This window comes from Candidatus Erwinia haradaeae (assembly GCF_900698995.1).
Taxonomy (GTDB): domain Bacteria; phylum Pseudomonadota; class Gammaproteobacteria; order Enterobacterales; family Enterobacteriaceae; genus Erwinia_E; species Erwinia_E haradaeae_C.
Window position 1 is genome coordinate 66516 of sequence record NZ_LR217735.1, and the last position, 20622, is coordinate 87137.

General features: G+C 29.3%; 11 protein-coding genes and 1 tRNA gene. 6 read left to right on the forward strand and 6 right to left on the reverse strand.

The genetic code is table 11. The features are described 5' to 3' along the window. Positions 1 to 177: 177 nt before the first annotated feature. Positions 178 to 3033 carry a valine--tRNA ligase gene (locus tag ERCISPPA3004_RS00205; RefSeq protein WP_157990143.1) on the reverse strand — a complete coding sequence of 952 codons (2856 nt, stop codon included), beginning with the start codon at positions 3031 to 3033 and terminating at the stop codon, positions 178 to 180. A gap of 189 nt (positions 3034 to 3222) precedes the next feature. Further along, a tRNA-Leu gene (locus ERCISPPA3004_RS00210) sits at positions 3223 to 3307 on the reverse strand. 2037 nt (positions 3308 to 5344) lie between these two features. On the opposite strand from ERCISPPA3004_RS00210, the gene fieF reads away from it, so the two are divergent. Together fieF and pfkA are read left to right on the forward strand one after the other, a co-directional pair. Further along, positions 5345 to 6247 carry a CDF family cation-efflux transporter FieF gene (gene fieF / locus ERCISPPA3004_RS00215; protein ID WP_157990144.1) on the forward strand — a complete coding sequence of 301 codons (903 nt, stop codon included), beginning with the start codon at positions 5345 to 5347 and terminating at the stop codon, positions 6245 to 6247. A 369-nt stretch (positions 6248 to 6616) separates the two neighbouring features. Next, positions 6617 to 7579, forward strand: a complete 963-nt coding sequence (gene pfkA, locus ERCISPPA3004_RS00220; RefSeq protein WP_157990145.1) for a 6-phosphofructokinase — start codon at positions 6617 to 6619, stop codon at positions 7577 to 7579. Positions 7580 to 8878: 1299 nt separating this feature from the next. Here the strand turns inward: pfkA and cysE are convergent. The 4 genes from cysE to tusA all read right to left on the reverse strand — a co-directional run bounded on the left by cysE (position 8879) and on the right by tusA (position 14676). Then, positions 8879 to 9703, reverse strand: a complete 825-nt coding sequence (cysE, locus tag ERCISPPA3004_RS00225) for a serine O-acetyltransferase (protein WP_157990654.1) — start codon at positions 9701 to 9703, stop codon at positions 8879 to 8881. A 56-nt stretch (positions 9704 to 9759) separates the two neighbouring features. Further along, positions 9760 to 10779 (reverse strand): NAD(P)H-dependent glycerol-3-phosphate dehydrogenase, encoded by a 1020-nt coding sequence (gene gpsA / locus ERCISPPA3004_RS00230; RefSeq protein ID WP_157990146.1) that lies wholly within the window; start codon positions 10777 to 10779, stop codon positions 9760 to 9762. Next, complete coding sequence (secB, locus tag ERCISPPA3004_RS00235) at positions 10780 to 11241, reverse strand: protein-export chaperone SecB (RefSeq protein ID WP_157990147.1); 462 nt, start codon at positions 11239 to 11241, stop codon at positions 10780 to 10782. A 3192-nt stretch (positions 11242 to 14433) separates the two neighbouring features. After that, entirely contained in the window at positions 14434 to 14676 is a 243-nt protein-coding gene (tusA, locus tag ERCISPPA3004_RS00240) for a sulfurtransferase TusA (RefSeq protein WP_157990148.1), read from the reverse strand. A 389-nt stretch (positions 14677 to 15065) separates the two neighbouring features. Between tusA and bamE the strand changes: the two genes are divergently transcribed. The 4 genes from bamE (at position 15066) to purC (ending at position 19610) form a co-directional block, all read left to right on the forward strand. Beyond that, the gene (gene bamE / locus ERCISPPA3004_RS00245; RefSeq protein ID WP_331905059.1) at positions 15066 to 15422 is read left to right on the forward strand and encodes an outer membrane protein assembly factor BamE; all 357 of its coding nucleotides are present in this window, start codon (positions 15066 to 15068) and stop codon (positions 15420 to 15422) included. 736 nt (positions 15423 to 16158) lie between these two features. After that, complete coding sequence (dapA, locus tag ERCISPPA3004_RS00250; protein ID WP_157990149.1) at positions 16159 to 17067, forward strand: 4-hydroxy-tetrahydrodipicolinate synthase; 909 nt, start codon at positions 16159 to 16161, stop codon at positions 17065 to 17067. Continuing rightward, positions 17055 to 18104, forward strand: a complete 1050-nt coding sequence (gene bamC / locus ERCISPPA3004_RS00255) for an outer membrane protein assembly factor BamC (RefSeq protein ID WP_157990150.1) — start codon at positions 17055 to 17057, stop codon at positions 18102 to 18104. Before dapA ends, bamC begins: the two co-directional genes overlap by 13 nt. Before the next feature lie 792 nt (positions 18105 to 18896). Further along, the gene (purC, locus tag ERCISPPA3004_RS00260; RefSeq protein ID WP_157990151.1) at positions 18897 to 19610 is read left to right on the forward strand and encodes a phosphoribosylaminoimidazolesuccinocarboxamide synthase; all 714 of its coding nucleotides are present in this window, start codon (positions 18897 to 18899) and stop codon (positions 19608 to 19610) included. Positions 19611 to 20622: the final 1012 nt, after the last annotated feature.

Sequence of the window (20622 nt, forward strand, 5' to 3'; positions counted from 1 at the left end):
TGAAAGAGATTGATAGAATACTTATAAGGTCTATACCCTAAAAGAAATAATGATCACGTAGATGTTTTACATTTTTATTTTTCTTACCTCTAAAAACATCAGATTCTAACATGATCACCTTACTGACCTATAGGTAGGTTTGAGTCAATGAGAATAGTTTAAACAATATTTTGGATGTTACATCGCGCATATTAATCTCTTTTTCTCTATTAATTTTGCTATTTTTAACTCACAGTCTTTAAGGCGTTTTTTTTCTTTGATCACAACAGCCTCTGGTGCCAGTTTGATAAAGTTTTTGTTATCTAGCTTGCTACGAATCTGTTTGATTATCGTTTCTAATTTTGTCATATCAGACTGTATATTATTTAGTTCAATATTCTTATCTACTAAATTTTCTAATGGTAATAGTAAGTCTGCATCATCTATTGACTGATTATAGGCTAATGGATGATTGCTATCTTTAGGTACAATTTGGATTGTTTTTAGATTAGCAAGAGCTTTTATTAGATGATAGTTATTCTTTATTCTGTTAATTATGTGATCACTATTTGTATTCAGAAGTAAATCCAGAAGGTGTGTTGAGGGAATATGGTTTTTATTACGCATATTGCGTATGGCAATAATGACTTGTTTAATCCACTCGATATCTTTTATCGATTCATTATCAATGCGACTTTCAGAAAAGATTGGTACAGGTTGGAACATAATCGTCTCATCTGAAATATGTTTTATCACTTTTACTCGTTGCCAGATCGCTTCAGTGATAAATGGAATCAGTGGATGAGCCAGGCAAAGCAAGTCCGCTAACACATTTACTAATGTGTTTCGCGTCCCTTTCAATTGAGATTGAGTTCCGTTATGCAAGATTGGTTTTGTTAATTCTAGATACCAATCACAAAATTGATTCCATGTAAACTCGTATAGAATATGAGCAGCAAGATCAAAACGGTAATGATTTAAGGCTTCGTGCCAAGCTTGTGCTGTATAGTTAAATTTTGAAATGATCCAACGATCAGATACAGAGAGTTCTAACTCACCACCTAAAAAACCACAGTCATATTGTTCAGTATTCATTAGGACAAATCGGCTGCCATTCCAAAGTTTATTGCAGAAGTGACGGTAACCTTTTAGACGCTTCATGTCCCAGTGAATATCACGTCCAGTTGATGCTAAAGATGCTAAAGTAAATCTTAATGCATCCGTTCCATGCGCTTCTATACCGCATGGAAATTGTTTTTTAGTACGTTGACGGATTATTTCTGCTAATTGAGGTTTTATCATATTTTTAGTGCGTTTTTTAATTAATTCTTCCAGTGAAATTCCATCGATCATGTCTAATGGATCGATGATATTTCCTTTGGATTTTGACATTTTCTGACCTTCATCATCTCGAATTAAACCAGTTATGTAAACAGTTTTAAAGGGTACCTGGATTTTACCGTTATCGTCTTGTATAAAGTGCATAGTAAGCATAATCATACGAGCAATCCAAAAAAATATAATATCAAAACCACTAACTAGCACATGAGTTGGATGAAAAGTTTTTAACTCTGGAGTATTCTTTGGCCATCCTAAACTTACAAATGTCCAAAGAGCAGAAGAGAACCATGTATCTAGCACATCTATCTCTTGGGTGAGAGGTAGATCAACGTCTAGGCTGTTCTCTATACGAGCTTCTTGTTCGTTATACGCAACATAAACATTTCCAGATGGATCATACCAGGCTGGAATTCGATGACCCCACCATAGTTGGCGTGAAATACACCAATCTTCAATATTTTTCATCCAAGAGAAAAACATATTAGCGTATTGTTTTGGTACAAATTGAATTTCTCCTGATTTAACTGCCTGTATAGCCACTTCAGCTAACGGTGTCATGCGGATATACCATTGCGTATTGAGCATAGCTTCTATGATAACGCCACTACGTTCACCGTATGGAACCATAAAACTATGTGTCTGGATATCTTCTAATAAATCTATTTTTTTAATCTCTTTAATAATCACTTTACGCGCTTCAAAACGATCCAATCCACGAAAAACTAAAGGTATTATTGCATCACAGTTATTCAATTCTTGGCCATAAGTATCATAAATTTGGGCGCGGTCGCGAATATGTGCTGTGCAAGTAAAGATATTAATCATTGGCAATTGATGACGGAAACCTAAATCATAATCATTAAAATCATGAGCGGGAGTAATTTTCATACAGCCAGTGCCTTTTGATATTTCTACATATTTGTCACCAATTATAGGGATTAAACGATTAGTTAATGGTAACACTAAAAATTTACCAATGAGAGATTGATAGCGTATATCTGCAGGGTTGACAGCTACTCCTGTATCACCTAATACAGTTTCTGGACGTGTAGTGGCAACCACTATGTACGTTTTGCCTTCAGAAGTTTTAACACCATTCGCAAGATGATAACGAATATACCACATAAATCCTTGTTGTTCGAGGTTTTCTACTTCTAAATCAGAGATGGCAGTACATAGTTTGGGGTCCCAATTAACTAAGCTTTTTTTACGATAAATAAGTTTTTCTTTATATAGAATAATAAATATTTTTTTTACCGCATCTGAAAAACCATGATCCATCGTAAAACGTTCACGTGTCCAGTCAACAGAGCTTCCTAACCGACGTGTTTGATGAGAAATTATACTATTAAAATTATTTTTCCATTGCCAGGTTTTTTTAATTAAGGCATCAGAGTCATAGTCTTGACTGGTTTTATTTTCTTCTTCACTAATCTTTCTTGTAATTAACAATTGAGTAGCAATACCAGCATGATCAGTTCCTGTTTGCCATAGGGTATTTTTTCCTTTCATGCGATGATATCGGATCATCACATCCATAATAGTTTGTTGGAAAGCATGACCAAGATGTAAGCTACCAGTGATATTTGGTGGTGGCATCATAATACAAAAACTTTCCTGAGATACATCACCATTTGGTTTAAAATAGCCGCTTTTCTCCCAATTTTGATAGAGTAATGTTTCTATATGTTTTGGATTATACCTTTTTTCCATATGTGTTATGTCTCAGGCAATAAATAGTATTACTGTATGTTATTATATATAATACGATCCAATATAATTGCATGCTTTTTTAATTTAGATAATTTAATCTAATAAAAGATCGTGTATGGACAGGTATCACATAAACCTCTTATATTAACATCACTTAACATCACTAAATATCACAAAAATTTTATACGGTGGTGCCGAAGGCCGGAATTGAACCGGCATACCTTTCGGCGGTTGATTTTGAGTCAACTGCGTTTACCAGTTTCGCCACTTCGGCTGCTTTAGAGAGTTTTATTAAATCATGGGATTATATTACATTGTTTTTTTCTATTTATGCAACTGGATTTGCAATGTCATATACAAATTATTAGATTTTGATTCATAAAATATTCAGACAATAATCTCTTAAATATAATTGAATATAAAACATTTAATGCATCCTGAAAAATACTAAAAATTTTAACTTAAATGCATATAAATATAATAAGCGAAAATGTCAAATATATATAATAATTAGATTCATAGGTAAAACGCAAAGTGTAGTATTTTATATTTTTATTTTTAATTACGAAATAATTAATAATTTTATTGAGATTATTTCTTAATTTTGGTGCTTTTGTAGGGATAAAAATATAGATTCATTCAAAAATCAGGAATATTATTACATCACTAATTCAACTAATTTAATTAGTGGTGTTATTTAAGAGTAATGGCACGAATCAGCATAAAAGTTAACATTATCTTAGGGCAGATATATCCTCAAGGTGTGTAATTGACTGATAAAATATCACCTTCTCTTTTAGATTACATTATAGTTATCTCCGAATCTCTAAATGACTCTCTAAGCCCTGTAATAATCTTAATAGTATATGCTAATAAAGTAACATATAAGATTTTTTTGTAATCACTTGTATGATCAATACACACATAGTTATATTATTAATAATATGGATTTCGTTTAGATTTTTATGTGCTTTATACCTGACGGCATAATAATAAGATACTTGTAGTAGAGTTTTTAAAATATTTTTAATTATGTTAGAATTGTTAATTTATTTTCATTTTTTTAAGTATTTTTTTATAAATATTCCTGTATAAGATATATGATGTTAATCTTGATAAGAAAAAAGATTTCATAAGAGTTATTATTATTTAGTTTAAAATAAATTATATACTTAAAAATTGCAGTTACTATAAAATGTTTATGTATTTTATTTAGATCATTAAATGGTTAATTGCTTAGTGATTACAAGTGTTTATATATTTTATAGGTAATGTTTTTATATCATATGTTAGTTTTTTATTATGTAGGCTGAATAAGTATCATTCTTAAGCATGATATAAATTAATGCAATATATATTGATGAAATCAATGATCTCTGGTTTTTAATAAATACAAAATGTTTAGTATATATATTATTAATATATATTAGCATATCAATAATATTAATATGTATTATGTATTATTTGTTACTTACTAGTCTCTAGTAAACAAAGTAATCTCTTTAAATATAGTATTATATAGAATATATAATATTTTTCTGTTAATCGTAAACATATTATTAATATTAGAAATTATCAAAAATTTATTTTCTCAATGATAAACATTATTAGAAGTAAGATTAATTTTAATTTTAGGTTAGTTAATAACTATAGTTCAGTTTTTATAAAAATACTATCTTTAATACAATTAATACATATAAAATGTGGAGTGATGTTATTAATAGATCATCCTTAATGATATTTTTACTAATTTTCATTAGTTTTTTACATAGTGAAGACTATATTGTGCATATAAAAAAAATCTTATGTTTTTCATTAATTAAATTAGTTAAATTGGTTAAAATTAAATAATTATAATATCAAGAATATAAGAAAAAACTAGAGATAATACGGATATTTTGTATACCAGACTAATTCAGTCTATCAATATTTTGTAAGATGAATAAACATATCCAGAACTGTTATTATAAATAATGAGAAAAGACATCATTAAAAGATTTTTACGTTTTACGGAAAGGGTGTAGTTATCATATATCTGTGAGATTTTTGTGATTATTTAATATATATAATATCAATATGTATAAATATATATTGATTTTTAATATTTCAAATATTGTATTTTTTTACATTTAATATATTACGCGTTTTTAAAGATTTTTAATTTATATCTAGAGGATATAATAATGAGATTGATCTCATCGATGGTTTATTGGATCATATAGTATTCTTTTGGTCTATCTCTCACATATAATATAGATGAGATCTTGGACTGTTAGTATAACTAACTGATTGTATTTGGTGGATAGCCGCGATGAATATAAAATATACACGACAAGTTTTTATGGCAGCTATGGCAGCGATAGTTCTTGCATTTCTTTTACTAATCATAAAATTTTGTGCTTGGTGGTATACGGGATCAGTTAGTGTGTTAGCGGCACTAATAGATTCATTAGTAGACATTGCTGCTTCATTGACAAATCTATTAGTTATACGTTATGCGATGCAGCCAGCTGATTCTAAGCATGCATTTGGTCATGGAAAAGCCGAGTCTTTAGCAGTATTAGTGCAAAGCGTGTTTATCTGTGGTTCGGCTTTCTTTCTTTTTTTCACTGGCTTGCGAAATATTTTTGCCCCTCAAGAACTAAAGGAACCTCTGGTATTAGTTATAGTTACCTGTATAGCTTTATTTTCAACACTCATTTTAGTTACTTTTCAGCGCTGGGTAGTACAAAAAACTCAAAGTCAGGCTATACGTGCAGATATGTTGCATTATCAATCAGATATAGTAATAAATAGTGCAATTTTATTAGCCCTAGTGTTGAGTTGGCTTGGTTGTTATTGGGCCGATGCATTATGTGCCCTTAATATTGGCATATGGATTTTATATTCTGCATGGCGGATTGCATGCGATGCTGTTCAGGTATTACTCGACCGCGCCTTACCTGTAACAGAGTATCAAGCGATCTTGAAAATTGTTGCCACATGGCCTGGTATATGCGGAGTGCATGATATCCGCACACGTCAGGCTGGTCCAACACGTTTTATTCAATTACATTTGGAAATGGAGGATCACTTATCCTTATGTGAGGCGCATAGCATATCTCATCATATTGAGCAGGCGTTGCTTGTTCGATTTCCTGGTTCTGATGTGATTATTCATCAAGATCCATGTTCTGTGGTATCTCAAGAACATCAAGGTACACTTGGATCATAAAATGACTTTTAGAGTATTTTCAATATTAATTAAATCAGAATTGATGCAAAATTGTTATAGAAGTTATCAGAAGTATGGTGAGTGTCTAAAACTAACTAAGTAGGATTATGCTGATTAGCATTTTAATACTATGAGTAAAGATCACGAAATGATTTAATTTTATGCATTAAGTCTTATGTGAAAAAAATGTTGTTATCAGTCTATGACATATCTGATAAATATTTTAGTTTGTAGATTTATCCAGTCCGAACTCTCCTCTTTTTAATCTTAATCTGCGTGTGTCATAACGTTTGTAATTAGAAAATAATATATGTGATTGTTCTTGTCGTGCATCATATATAACCTATATCACTATATTGAGAGGTTTTTATGATGAATAAGATCGGTATACTTACTAGTGGTGGTGATGCGCCAGGTATGAATGCAGCAATTCGTGGTGTCGTCCGTACGGGTATTAGTGAAGGTTTGGAAATTTTTGGAATTTATGATGGTTATTTAGGCTTGTATGAAAATAGAATGATAGCTCTTAGTCGTTATAGCGTATCAGATATTATTAACCGTGGTGGTACATTTTTAGGTTCTGCTCGTTTCCCTGAATTTTGTTCAAAAGCAGTGCGTAGCATAGCTATTAAAAATATGATAACACGTGGAATTGATGCTTTGGTTGTAATTGGTGGAGATGGTTCCTACATGGGTGCTAAATCTGTGACAGACATGGGTTTTCCTTGCATTAGCTTGCCAGGGACTATTGATAACGACGTAGCTGGTACAGATTATACTATTGGATATTTTACTGCACTTGAAACAGTGGTAGAAGCCATAGATCGCTTACGTGATACCTCTTCTTCACATCAACGTATCTCTATTGTAGAAGTTATGGGACGATATTGTGGAGATTTAACTTTGGCAGCTGCAATTGCTGGGGGTTGTGAGTTTATTGTCTTGCCGGAAATTCCTGAAACTCGTGAAAAGTTAGTTGATGAGATCAGGGATGGATTTTCTAAAGGCAAGAAACATGCCATTGTAGCCATTACTGAGCATATTTGTGATATCAATGCATTAGCGCGATATATTGAAGAAAAAACTAAACGAGATACACGTGTTACTGTACTGGGGCATATTCAACGGGGAGGAGCTCCAGTAGCTTATGATCGGATTTTGGCTTCACGCATGGGTGCTTACGCTACCAAACTATTACTAGAGGGTTCTTATGGATGCTGTGTAGGTATTCAAAATGAGAAGATAGTGCATCATAATATTGTTGATGCTATTAAAAACATGAAACGTCCGTTTAAATATGATTGGTTAGATATTGCTAAGAAGCTATATTAATCTTGTAATTTAGATATAAAATATCTATGGTTCCATATATTAGCAGTTTTAAGTGTTATATTATTAGGAAGATAAAAAGTTATACAAAATATATCACCATACAATATTGCATATGCATAGTACATTATAACTGATTTCTCTTTAGTACTATGTATGGTATAATCTATGTGTTACGTGTAACAATTAATATTGTTCTCAATGATCCTTATATTTTAAAATAGATAAGCTCAAAAATAGCTCTATATATTTTAAATATTTATCTATTTTGTGATCTTTACTTATCATAGAATAAATATTGGGATTATTATGTTTATGAAGTTTTTCTATCAATAGCGCTGGATTTTTTTTAGTGTTTCGTGATTATTTGTCATAAATAGGATGTGGTTATAAAAAATTACCCGTACTCTTAGGACACGTTTGATCAATTGTTTGTGATAACCAGACTTTGATATTCCGTTATGCTGCATGCAGAAATTATTATATAGAGCTCTTAAAATTATGCATCACAAGATAAATCATTATCCATGTTCTGAGATAAGATTAATAAAATTTTATTACATAAATCTAATAAAATTAATTTATTTTTTACAATCGTTCTTTAAATTTTTTATTTAGCATACATAATTAAATTATTTATCTATATAAATAGATTGGATATTTATCTTATGATATATAAGATGCGGGATGTAATAATTATATATTAAGCTTTTTTAATTTTAGAGCTTAATAAGAATTATCGAATGATAATAGAATTATAGAATCATTTTACTTTAAATTAAAAGGTTTTATAAGTATTATTGAAGTATAGTATTATTGAAGTATAATTATAATATATGCATTATTGTATAATATTTATTATATAACAGTCAGCTGTGAGCTTGTCATAAAAGTAAAACCTTGTAATTATGTATCGTAGGTGATTATAATTTTTAGTTCAGGCTATGCGTGACATGAGACTATGTAAGAAAAAATAAAATTTTGATAAGTTAATACGATTATAATGTTTTTCTTGAATTACTTGTGCAATAGTAAAGATACAATTTTAACTCTAGTCAATAATGGTATATTTTTTAGTGATTTATTTAAACACTTTTCACAGTCTAGATTTTTTATAATATTTAGATAAATATAATGGTATAATATCAAGAAATAATGAGTAGTGTAAGTTGATTCTAGAATCGTACATAATAATCTTATATTTAAGATTTGTTTTTATTTTGCAAATTTAAAAATCTTTTAAGATAGGTTTTAGTATTTGACTGTGTTAAATTTAAATTTCATTTTGTTAGTGAATTTTTATTATATGCCGTCGCCATATTCAAAACCTGGAGATAATGCCATAGGGTGTGGATTTATATGAATAGGCGATATAACATATTTATGTTTTTTTTTGACAATATTAGCTGGAACACCAGCAACTGTAGCATAAGCGGGGACAGGCCGTAGAACTACGGATCCCGCTCCAACTTTTGCCCAACATCCTACCTCAATGTTTCCAAGAATTTTAGCTCCTGCTCCAATAATAACCCATTCCTGAATTTTTGGGTGTCGATCACCGCTATCTTTGCCAGTACTTCCAAGTGTCACTGATTGCAGAATTAATACATTATCTGCAATAACTGTGGTTTCACCTACCACAATTCCAGTTGCATGATCTAGTAAGATACCTTGACCAAGTTTTGCGGCAGGATGAATGTCAACCGCAAACAAAATAGAGCTTTGATGCTGCAGATAAAGGGCAAGAGCTCGACGACCTAAATTCCATAAGCAATGGTAAAGACGATATATTTGTAGAGCATGGAATCCCTTTAAATATAATATTACTGTGGAGTATTTATCAATGGTTGGATCACGATGGCGCGCTGCATAGATATCATAAGCGGCAGAAATAATTATGGCTGGATATTGTCGGTAAATATCTTGAATAATCTTATATAAATCTATTTTAGATATAATATGATTAGCTAACTTATTAGCAAGAATATAGCTTAAAGCAGTTCCCAAATCGTTATATTGCAATAAAGCAGAGCGATAAAAATTAACCAACATAGGTTCAGATTGAACAAGTTGGTAGGCTTCTTTTTGGATGTCATGCCAAATTTGTTTAGGATCTATATATAGCATCATTCGCTCTCTAATAAAATGTTGAATCTTTTGCAGTAAAAATGAAATTTCATGATTTATTTGCTGTGATTTTCTTCTTTACTGGAACGACCGAGTAGGCTCTCTGCGGCATCTATAACGTTTTTGCCACAATATATTATCTGGTAAATTGCTTCAGTAATTGGCATGTCAACACTATAGCGCATGGCTAGCATTTTAATTTCTTTTGTATTGCACCAACCTTCAATAACCTGTCCTATGATTTTTTTTGCATGGTAAACATTATAACCTTTTCCTATTAACACACCAAAGCGTCGATTACGAGAGCGGTTATCTGTGCAAGTTAAAACTAAATCCCCTAAACCGGACATTCCCGTAAATGTAGCAGGATTAGCATTTAGAGCTGCACCTAACCGACTTATTTCAGCTAACCCTCTCGTAATAAGCGCAGCTCGAGTGTTAGCTCCAAAACCGATACCATCAGATATACCAGCTCCAATAGCAATTATATTTTTTGCCACTCCGCCTAATTGAACCCCGATCATGTCAGGGTTGTTGTAAACTTGGAGTTTTGTTTTGTAATGCAATAGTTTCTGTAATTCTTTTGCAAATTTTTTATCTGTTGCTGCTAAGGTAATTGCAGTTGGCGCACCTATTGCCACTTCGTTGGCAAATGTTGGTCCTGATATCACAGCTAAAGGGATATGTTTACCAAGTATTTCAGATGCGACTTCTTTCAGTAATCGTCCAGTATTCTTTTCTAGACCTTTTGTTGCCCAGGTCAAACGTGAATCAGTGCGGAGATGAGGTTTAATGCGGCGTAACATGTCACCAAATACATAACTTGGAACCACTAACAGTAGGTTGCGACTAGCCTCTATTGTTTTGGCAAGATTAGTTTTAATAATTAAAGTATCCGGAAAAGGTACTTTTGGAAGAATATTATGATGATATCGGTATGTTTTTAGTTGAGCCTGATGATAAGGATTATGCCCCCATAATATGACTTGACGCCCACTACGAGACAGCATAATAGCTAATGCGGTTCCGTATGAACCAGCTCCAATAATGCTCATGATCGCATCAGATTTTTTCATTTATGTATCCGGAGTATGTTCTGTTTGTTTTGATTTTTGAAGGTACCTTATGAATAGTGCGTCGAAATTAACCGGCTCAAGATGTAATGGCGGAAACGTGCTATGCCATATTAAGTTAGCAATACATTCACGTGCATATGGAAAAAGAAGGTCTGGACAGCGTGAACCCAAACTATGTGCTATTTTGTTTTCTTCTGTTTCTTCAATAGAGAAGATCCCGGCTTGTTCTACTTCACATAAAAAAACAATACTTTTAGCAAGGTTTGTAATAACAGTGACGCGTAGTATGACCTCGTACATTTTTTCTATCAAATGATTCGAACTAGTACCTAGGTTTAGTGTCACCTGAGGATTCCAAGGTTCTTGAAATATTTGTGGCGCCTTTGGTGATTCAAAAGAGATGTTTTTAGTGTAAATTCGATTGATTTGAGGAGATTGATCACTCTTATATTTTTCTAACATAGAAACTTTGTAATCCTATTCATCAGTAAGATATGATTGCATTCAAGAGTGTAAAATAGTTCTTAATGTCTTATAGTTTGCCCCGATGATTTTGAAAGGGGTGCTAAATATTTTATAAAACCAATAGAATTTGAAGTCATTAAAATTCAGTAAGTTTATTGTGAAATGTTGTAGATATAGCGTGATATTTTGCGATATCGTCAAGGTTTATCTTTAAGTAATTTTTAAATTTTTATTTATATATCATATATACGTTACATTATATACATTAATAATACTAAGCAAGATAAGTAAGTCATTATTTAAATAATGATGTTTATTTTTATTGATATAAGCAATATTAAGATGAAATAATAGATAGTTTTTATAAGAACATAGCCGTTAAATTGTTACATGCAAACATGGATCTATCTCCTCAATAAGGTTCTTGTAATTATTTTATATCTTTCTGTTTCTATAAGATACTACATTAGTTAAAATCATATCTATTTTATATTAAAATATTTTAAATAAAAATTTTTAATGAAAATAATGAGATGCATTGCTTGTCTTTAAAATCTGAAAAAATTAAATGTCTTAGACAGGATCATGCATTACCATATATGGATGTACCATGCAGAAACAAAACAGAAAGTTATATCTATCTCATATGTCTTTAGGTAATTGTAATTTTTATCGATAGTTGTATTTGTAAATGTTATACCTTGCAATTCATAGGTGTCATTGTGCATAATAAAAAAGATTGTATAGTTTTTTACTTTTACCTAAAGCTTACCAGCTTAATAGAAACTATTGAATACAATCTATCAAAGCATATTATATATTATTAGTGCGCAATGTATTAGTGCGAAATTTTAAGATTATTTCCTTACCATGTGTTGTTATGCATAAAATTTTTTAAAATAATAATTAACGAATTCATATACTATAATAAAAAATAGGATTTTTCAGATAGTATTTTTTGTATTATATAATATAGATTATATAGTTAATTGATTGATTATTTAGAGTGTTTTTAATGTTAAATAAAAATATATAAATAACACTATTTAAAGAAAGACTTCTTTGTATTTTTAAAAATTCACTACATGAATTTTATAATGTAATATATACATATTTAGTGTTCTTAATGTTCTTTTATATAGAGTTAAGATTGAGAAGTAAATTAGCATATTTTTGGAGTTCTTTTATTTAGACAAATCTTATTTAAGATTAACAGTCAGTTTAATCATATTTTATTTTAAATAATTTTTGTGACTGATATAATGATCGTAAAATATTTATTTATAATGTGTTGTGTAGTGTGCTTGATAGATTTCGCAAGATTAAGTTGATTTATGTATCAATGTGTCTCAAGACTAGTTAGTTGTAGAGGTTTTATGTACAATGTTTTACTTATTTTTATTTTTGCTTAGGGTTTTGACGTTTCTTGGTTCTGGTAATAATGACTAGGCAATAATAATGATATTGATCGGTATAATATGCTTCTTAATTATAGATTCTTTCTAACACTTTGTATGATCAAGATGTCATATATCATTGAAGTGGATGTATTGTAGTTGTATTTATATTTTTTTGTGTGTTGTTAAAGGACACGTATTATTTCAAAAGAAACAGGCGCTATGACTGTGACAATTAGTGTTACTATTTAAATGTGAAGAAATTTTGTAACAATTTTTACTGTATGTGTTTATTACAGTATTTTATTGATTGTAATTATATATATTGGTTGAATAAAGTGATCTTTTGTATTTTAATTATTATTAATGTTAGTTAATTATTCTGCTCTAAAATAATTTTGATATTATTTTTTATAAAGTTAATGTGGTATGTATTTACGTGTTTCAGTTACTGATATTTCTAGATTTTCTAGTATACTCTAGTACATCTTATATAAATATCCCATATAAATATCCTATATAAATATCCTATATAAATATTTTTGATTAAATTAATTTATACCGTATTTTGATTACTTGTTCTTTACTTAATGATTTTGTGCATTCTATAGAATAGAATGCTTGCGATTATGATTAATTAAATCGATTCTGTAATGTTTTGCAATGAGACGCTATATATCTGCAGAACGATAGTAGATGTAATGCATTAAGTATCTATAACTAAGTGTATCTATCAAGGTTATATAAATTACAAAGTAACATTAATTTAATGTTTTTATGTCCATCGTGAATAGAATAATCGTTTTTATTTTGCAAGGAAGCCGTTTCGCTATATTTTGCCAAACCTGAGAATTTAGTTTAGATTCTAAAATTTTAATGAAATAATTATTTTTATTTGTAATGTTAGCTGTAACTGTATGGTATGGGGATCTTCTAGTAATATATCTTGTATAGATATTCAATTTAAATTAAAGAAATTTCTATAATTGTTATGAAATTTTATTTCCTAATATATTGTAATTTAATTGTATTATGAAATTTTTTATTAAATTTGGTTAATTAATTGTTTTTCTTTGATTAGAAAAGAAGCAGATAGTTAGCGATGAATTTTTGCCTATTATATACTCGATGATATATCAATATATTTACTAAAATATTCAGTATTTAGTAATATATCTGTGAAATTTTCATAGCTTTCTCAGAAAATATTCTAATGCTTTAAGATTACAAGATTTAGTAAAATATTTTATTAAGAAATTTTTGTTAATAATTGTATCAAGTAAAATACGTTAGAGATGACATACAAGACATACAAGACATATAATGCTCCTTATAGGGTTATTTGTAACAAATTGATAACTACACGTTAATATTTATAAAAAATGTGGTATATAAAAAAATTTTTAGCAAGATTTGCATTAGAAATTTCTAGTTTTGATATATTGCTTATTTTCATTAAGTTTGGTCAGTAAATCTAATTGTTTATGTAAAGATTTTATCTTTCTCGTAACTTTTGAAGCTAAATTAATCTAATTTAACCATTTTGAATACTACATAGGATAAAAGTGATTTTATAATAGCTGAGTTGTTACATGCACAAATTTATATTAATTACAGATAACAAAGCTAATAATAGCAATTTTTGTGATCACATATGTCAATGAATTAACCTTACAAATGATATAAAAATAAATGAATAAAATCATTTAAGAATTAATTTTGTATTAAGATGTATCACAAGATGCGTGACTATTAGCATATCATAGCGATATGAGTAACTCTCTCTTAGAGATTAGATCTTTTTTAGAAGGTATTGATATGGCATAGAGTCAGTTGATTGTAAAATTAAAGCGTGATTCATAAAACGACAAAAACTAGGAATGTCATATATGGTTGCTGGATCATCAGAAAGAATTAACAAAGTTTCGCCATTATGCATATGACGTATAGTTTTTCGTATCAGCATCAGGGGCTCAGGACAACGCAGCCCCTGAGTATCTAGAGTATGTTGAGGTATCATGATGAGTTTTGTCATTAGTTTAAAATAATCCGTCTAACATATTTAAAATAATAGAATTATGGATACTCAAATAATACATAATTTTTATGCATCAATGCGAATCAATGCAAATCAATATTATATATTATTTTAATCCTAAAAAGAAGCAATCCTAGAGGATAAAAAGTGTAGAATATATAAACATATTAGCTGAAGTGTTACTTTTTACCTTTAATTCATACATAAGTAAAATATATACAAAATTATGCGTATTTCTTGTTTTTATTATGTATTGTATAAAAATGATATATTAAGTAAATAGTTTATATTATAGGGTTGATCCCTGAGTATAGTTACAATAGTAACTATTAGTAACGCTTTTAAACTAGTAACAATAATAATTATTATAGTTAACGAGGAATGGGATGATGATAAACTATAAAATTTTAACCATAGCCTTGATTTTTTTAATGGTCAGCAATGGTTGCTCTATCGCAGATAAATTAGTTTATCATCCAGATCTAATTCAAGGTAATTATTTATCACACTCTCATTTAATAAAAATTCATATTGGGATGACACAAGAACAAGTTAGATATATCCTGGGCACACCCCAGGTTAGTGATCCGTTTAGTAGTAATATTTGGTATTACGTAGCTCGTCAGAAAATTAGGCATGAACCTCTTCAACAGCAAACATTAAAGTTAACTTTTAATAATCAAGGAATCTTAACTAACATAGATAATAAAAAGATTCAATTTATTCATAAAGAAGCTGGATAATAAATCTTGAGCTGATCATCTAATTAAATTTATAAGAGTTCTTTCAGTGATTTTGATTGATATAATGTGTTTTGTATAAACTTTTTTAAGTAAATATTTAATATGAACGTTATTAAAGAAACAAGCTTTTCAGTGAGTTTCGGATGTTTGGTTACTGTCAAGCGAAAAATATGTGCATACATAATACATAAATGTATATCAATTTTGCATTTTTTATTGATTTGGCTATATTTTGATGGTACTTCTGTTTCCTATCTCTATATAAAAATATAAAATTATAACATTAAAAACAGAGCTATTTGTAAATGTTATTTTAATTGCATCTAATGATTATATTATCCATAGTGAATATATATAAATCTTAATAGATGTTACATTTTACTTAGTAATATTTTAAGGATTTTTTAAGGCTTTGATCATTTTAGGATATAAGAACTTTCGAAGATTAATGATCATGTCAAACACTTCTCGTATCATTAGTCTAAAATCTCATTGTTATTAACCTGTCTATAGATCACTATTAGTAATATTTAGCAAACTTGTAAAATTATTATTGCTATATAATAATATTATATACTATATAGAAATATTTTTCTTGCAAAGGATCACTATATAAGTAGATATAGCTATATAAATAGTTAAGACATACAAATAGTGATTGTAAAAATATTATAGTATCAGGAGATATTGTTAGGAAATAACTTTCTTCAGCCTTTTTTTTTGACAAGGAAGAATAATGTTTAAAGGAAGCATTGTAGCCCTAATTACACCAATGAATAAGAAAGGCATGGTATGTGTTAGTAGTTTGAAAAAACTTATTAATTATCACGTGAATAGCGGAACTTCAGCAATAGTTGCTTTAGGTACAACAGGAGAAACAGCTACATTGACTAATGCAGAACGTAGTCATGTGATTGAGTTAATATTAAAATTTTCAACAGGGCGAATTCCTATTATAGTAGGCACTGGTACGAATAGTACCGCAGAAGGTGTTTCTATGACCAAATCTTTAGAAAAATCTGGTGTAGCTGCATGCTTAAGTATAACTCCTTATTATAATTGCCCAACACAAGAAGGACTTTATCGACATTTCAGAACAATCGCTGAAAGTACTAATCTTCCACAGATACTATATAATGTTCCTTTACGTACTGGTGTAGATTTGCTACCAATGACCATTAAACGTCTTGCTAATATTAAAAACATTATCGGAATTAAAGAGGCAACTGGAGATTTATTACGTATAACTGAAATTAAAAAGTTAGTTCAAGAAGATTTTCTTCTACTTAGTGGTGACGATGCTACTGCGTTAAATTTTATGGAGCTAGGTGGGTGTGGCGTTGTGTCTGTAACAGCTAATATTGCTGCTTATCAGATGGCAAATCTATATGGTTTATTTCAAAACGGAAAAATCGATCAGGCTCGCCTTTTAAATCAAAAACTAATGAATCTGCATCAAACATTATTCATTGAGCCTAATCCTATTCCTGTTAAATGGGCAGCAAAACAATTAGGATTAATACATAACGATGTATTACGCTTACCAATGACGTCATTAACTAAAGTGAATCATGTTGTTGTCCAGCAGGCGCTTAAAGATGCCGATTGTTTTTTAAATACGGGGGTGTATACATGTCTAACTTAGGACATCGGCCTACGATAGCGATGATTTTAGGATTATTATCAGTATCTTTTTTATCAGCTTGCTCTAGGAATGGATATGATAAGCATCAAGCAATTAGCTATGCACCTACGTTAAAAATAGATGACCCTAAAGAGTTAAAAGCTCCGGATGGCATGGTTTTGCCAACACGAAATCAGTATTTCTATATTCCTTTCGTGGCCATAAAGAGTGAGAGTGATACGCAAGTCGATCTTAAACCGCCAACTCAAAGTTTAATGAATGAGCAAAACCTGCATGCTCAAATATCTGGGAATGTAGGAATATTAAGTATCCATGGCTCCTCTAGTTTGATTTCGTCACAAATAATTAGTATTTTACAGAAAAATGGATTTGTAACTTTCCATCGTCAAGATATACATAAAAATTTATTTACTAATTGGGTCCGGTGGAATTCTTCTGGTGATGACAAAAATAATTGTTATTCTGGACGTTATCAAATTAGTATACAGCAAAGCGGCAGTTATCAAAAGATAAAAGTAATTCTCATTGATCTACGACAAAAGAATAAGGAGGTGACCTCTTCCTCTCAAATTCAAAATTACACCGCAAGGATGTGTAGATATTTAGCTCAAAAATTAAATATGATGATATATAAAAATCAAACAGTTCCGATGATATCTAAAAATTACAAACAGAAAATTCATGCATACAGTGGCACCAATGATATTGGTTTATCAAATATAATTTTATGCGCTTCTTTTGATCATATTTGGTCTTGGTTGCCAGAAATCCTAAAAATGTTAAATATAGAATTAAAAGAGAGAAATTACTCACATGGAAGCTTAAAGGTAAAATACACCTCGTTAAGTAAAAAAACTATTCATAAATTAGGTGTTGCGGATATAAATTTTAAAAATGGTTACTATAAACTTCAGGTTGGTGATCTAGGATCTTATAGTAGTTTGCAGTTTTTTGATCCAAAAGGTCACCTAGTCAATCGACTGCAACATGAGAAAATATTATCCGCTTTGAAGTTAATTACAATAAAAAATAAGTAGATATAAATATGATAAACTTATAAATTCTCTACTTATACGAAAAATTTTACTCCTAATTTAACTATTTTACTCCATAAAGACCATCTAAAACTGGGCAGAGTAGGTTAAGGTTTGATAAAGTATGCATACTATCATAATATAAAATATATTCCTTCTTAGGATATTTTATCATATTTGTTTAAAGATATATATAATTTATGTATAAATTTTGGTTAGAGTATCTTTGAGTAGAGAGAGCGAAGTGAATGAGAAGTATTGATACATGTATATCAATTGTATTATATCAAAAATAACTTATAATTTATACATTATAATCTATCATGATGCTTTTCTTTGAAAATTATCCAAGTATCAATTACTAGGGATTAAGATGAGATATAAAATAGTTTATTAAGACTAAATAGTCTAATAAGAATTTATTATAGCAGGGTTAACTATTTATTTTTAGATCTTGATAAATTCAGTTAGATATTGCTTAAATTAATTAAGCTAAAATTTTAATTTTTTATCATGGTTTTTTAGATCTCATAAAATAATTAAAAAGAAATCGTGGAATAATGAATGTATAAGTAAAAATATATAATCGAATATTGCATGCATGATAAGTATGATAAGAATGACTGGGTTTACATTGGAGATGTTAACGGATTATGTAAGGTTATATAATCGATCATACTATATATGATATATGATAATACGTTTTTATTAAAAGAGTGTTATTATGATAAGCAATGTAAAAATCTTGCGAAAACAATGTACGATTATTATTTTATTAAAAGTTGAGCAAATACGATGCGTAAGATGATGGAGTTGTATCGTGGTAAAACAAAGACCCTATATAGTACTGATCAGCCGGATCTATTAGTATTAGAATTCCGTGATGATATTTCCGCTCTAGATGGAAAGCGTGTTGATCAGTTTAATCGAAAAGGGCTGATTAATAATAAGTTGAATTATTTTATAATGTCACACTTACAGAAGGCCGGCATAAAAACTCAGATCAAAGAATTATATTCTCATAATGCAACATTAGTGAAAAATTTAAAAATGGCTCCATTGGAATTTGTATTGCGTAATCGCGCTGCAGGATCATTAGTAAAACGATTAGGGATTAAGGAAGGAACCGCTCTTTGTCCTCCGGTGTTTGATTTATTTTTGAAAAATGATGATAAACATGATCCTATGGTCAATTCATCTTATTGCAGAACATTTGGCTGGGTAAGTTCAGATCATCTGTCACGTATGCGAGAAATCACTTTTCAGACTAATAAAATTTTAAATACACTTTTTTCTGAAATAGGTTTGATTTTAGTGGATTTTAAATTAGAGTTTGGAATATTTCAGAATGAAGTAATTTTAGGTGATGAATTTTCTCCTGATAGTGCTCGATTGTGGGATCAAAAAACTTTTCATAAAATGGATAAAGACCTTTACCGACAGACTCAAGTTGGCTTAATAGAGGCTTATGAAGAAGTTGCAAATCGTTTAGGGGTAAACCTAGACTAGTTTATGTTTATAAAATAATTTTATCAGTTATCACAGACTATTTATAGGTTTTTAGTTTGTATGATGATTGAGGTTTAAATACAAAGTTTTTATCCTTCAAGGTTACTCTAGACATTAAATATATTTATTTCTTATATAAGTATCAAGATCTTTTGAATAAAACTTCAGTTCATTAATTTTATTATAAACATCTGAATTTATTGTCTGAATAAAAATAAAAGATAAAGGCTGTAATATGCAGTAAATTTTATACTAAATGATATTAAGTACGGTCCGATTTATAAATGAGTAATAAACATATATTTTAGAGATATGGTGAACACTAAGATTCTTTATAAGTAAGATGTACACAGGTTAGATACAAAAAGATACTTATAATAATCAAGGTGGTTCTCTACAAGGAAAAATAAATAAAATACCAGAAAAATTTAGAATAAAGGTTATAATTTTATATTGTATTTATATACATAGTTGATTTTTACATTTTATCGGGATTCACTCTATCTTTAATAAATGTGTTTTTTAAAAATATCTTTATATAATCTTTCTCTGTGGTTTGAAATTATTTTTATCTGTTTGTAATACTGTACAATTATTATACCACTTTTACTGGTCTCGGATAAAGTAAATGGTATACATATTACATAATAAATCCATAAAATCTCAGTATATATATTACTAAAATGTGTCATCTGTGTATACATCACTATGATACCTACATATGTTTTTAAAACTATTAGATTGGATAGAACTTTTTTTATCAATAATTATGTAACAATTGTATTGTAATGAATTGTCTTAATTTATGCGATAATTTATAATCTTGGCTGAACAAAATTATAAGAGAGCGTTTTTCTATTAAAAGATAAATAGCAGTTTTGTAAAAGAACAGTGGTTAGTGTTATTGATTTTTAATATTTTTATAGGTTTAATATGCTCAGTGAGAATTTTACTAGAATATTTAAAAATAACTAACGTTAGCATTTTAAAAATTTATCAAGAGTAGGGTAAG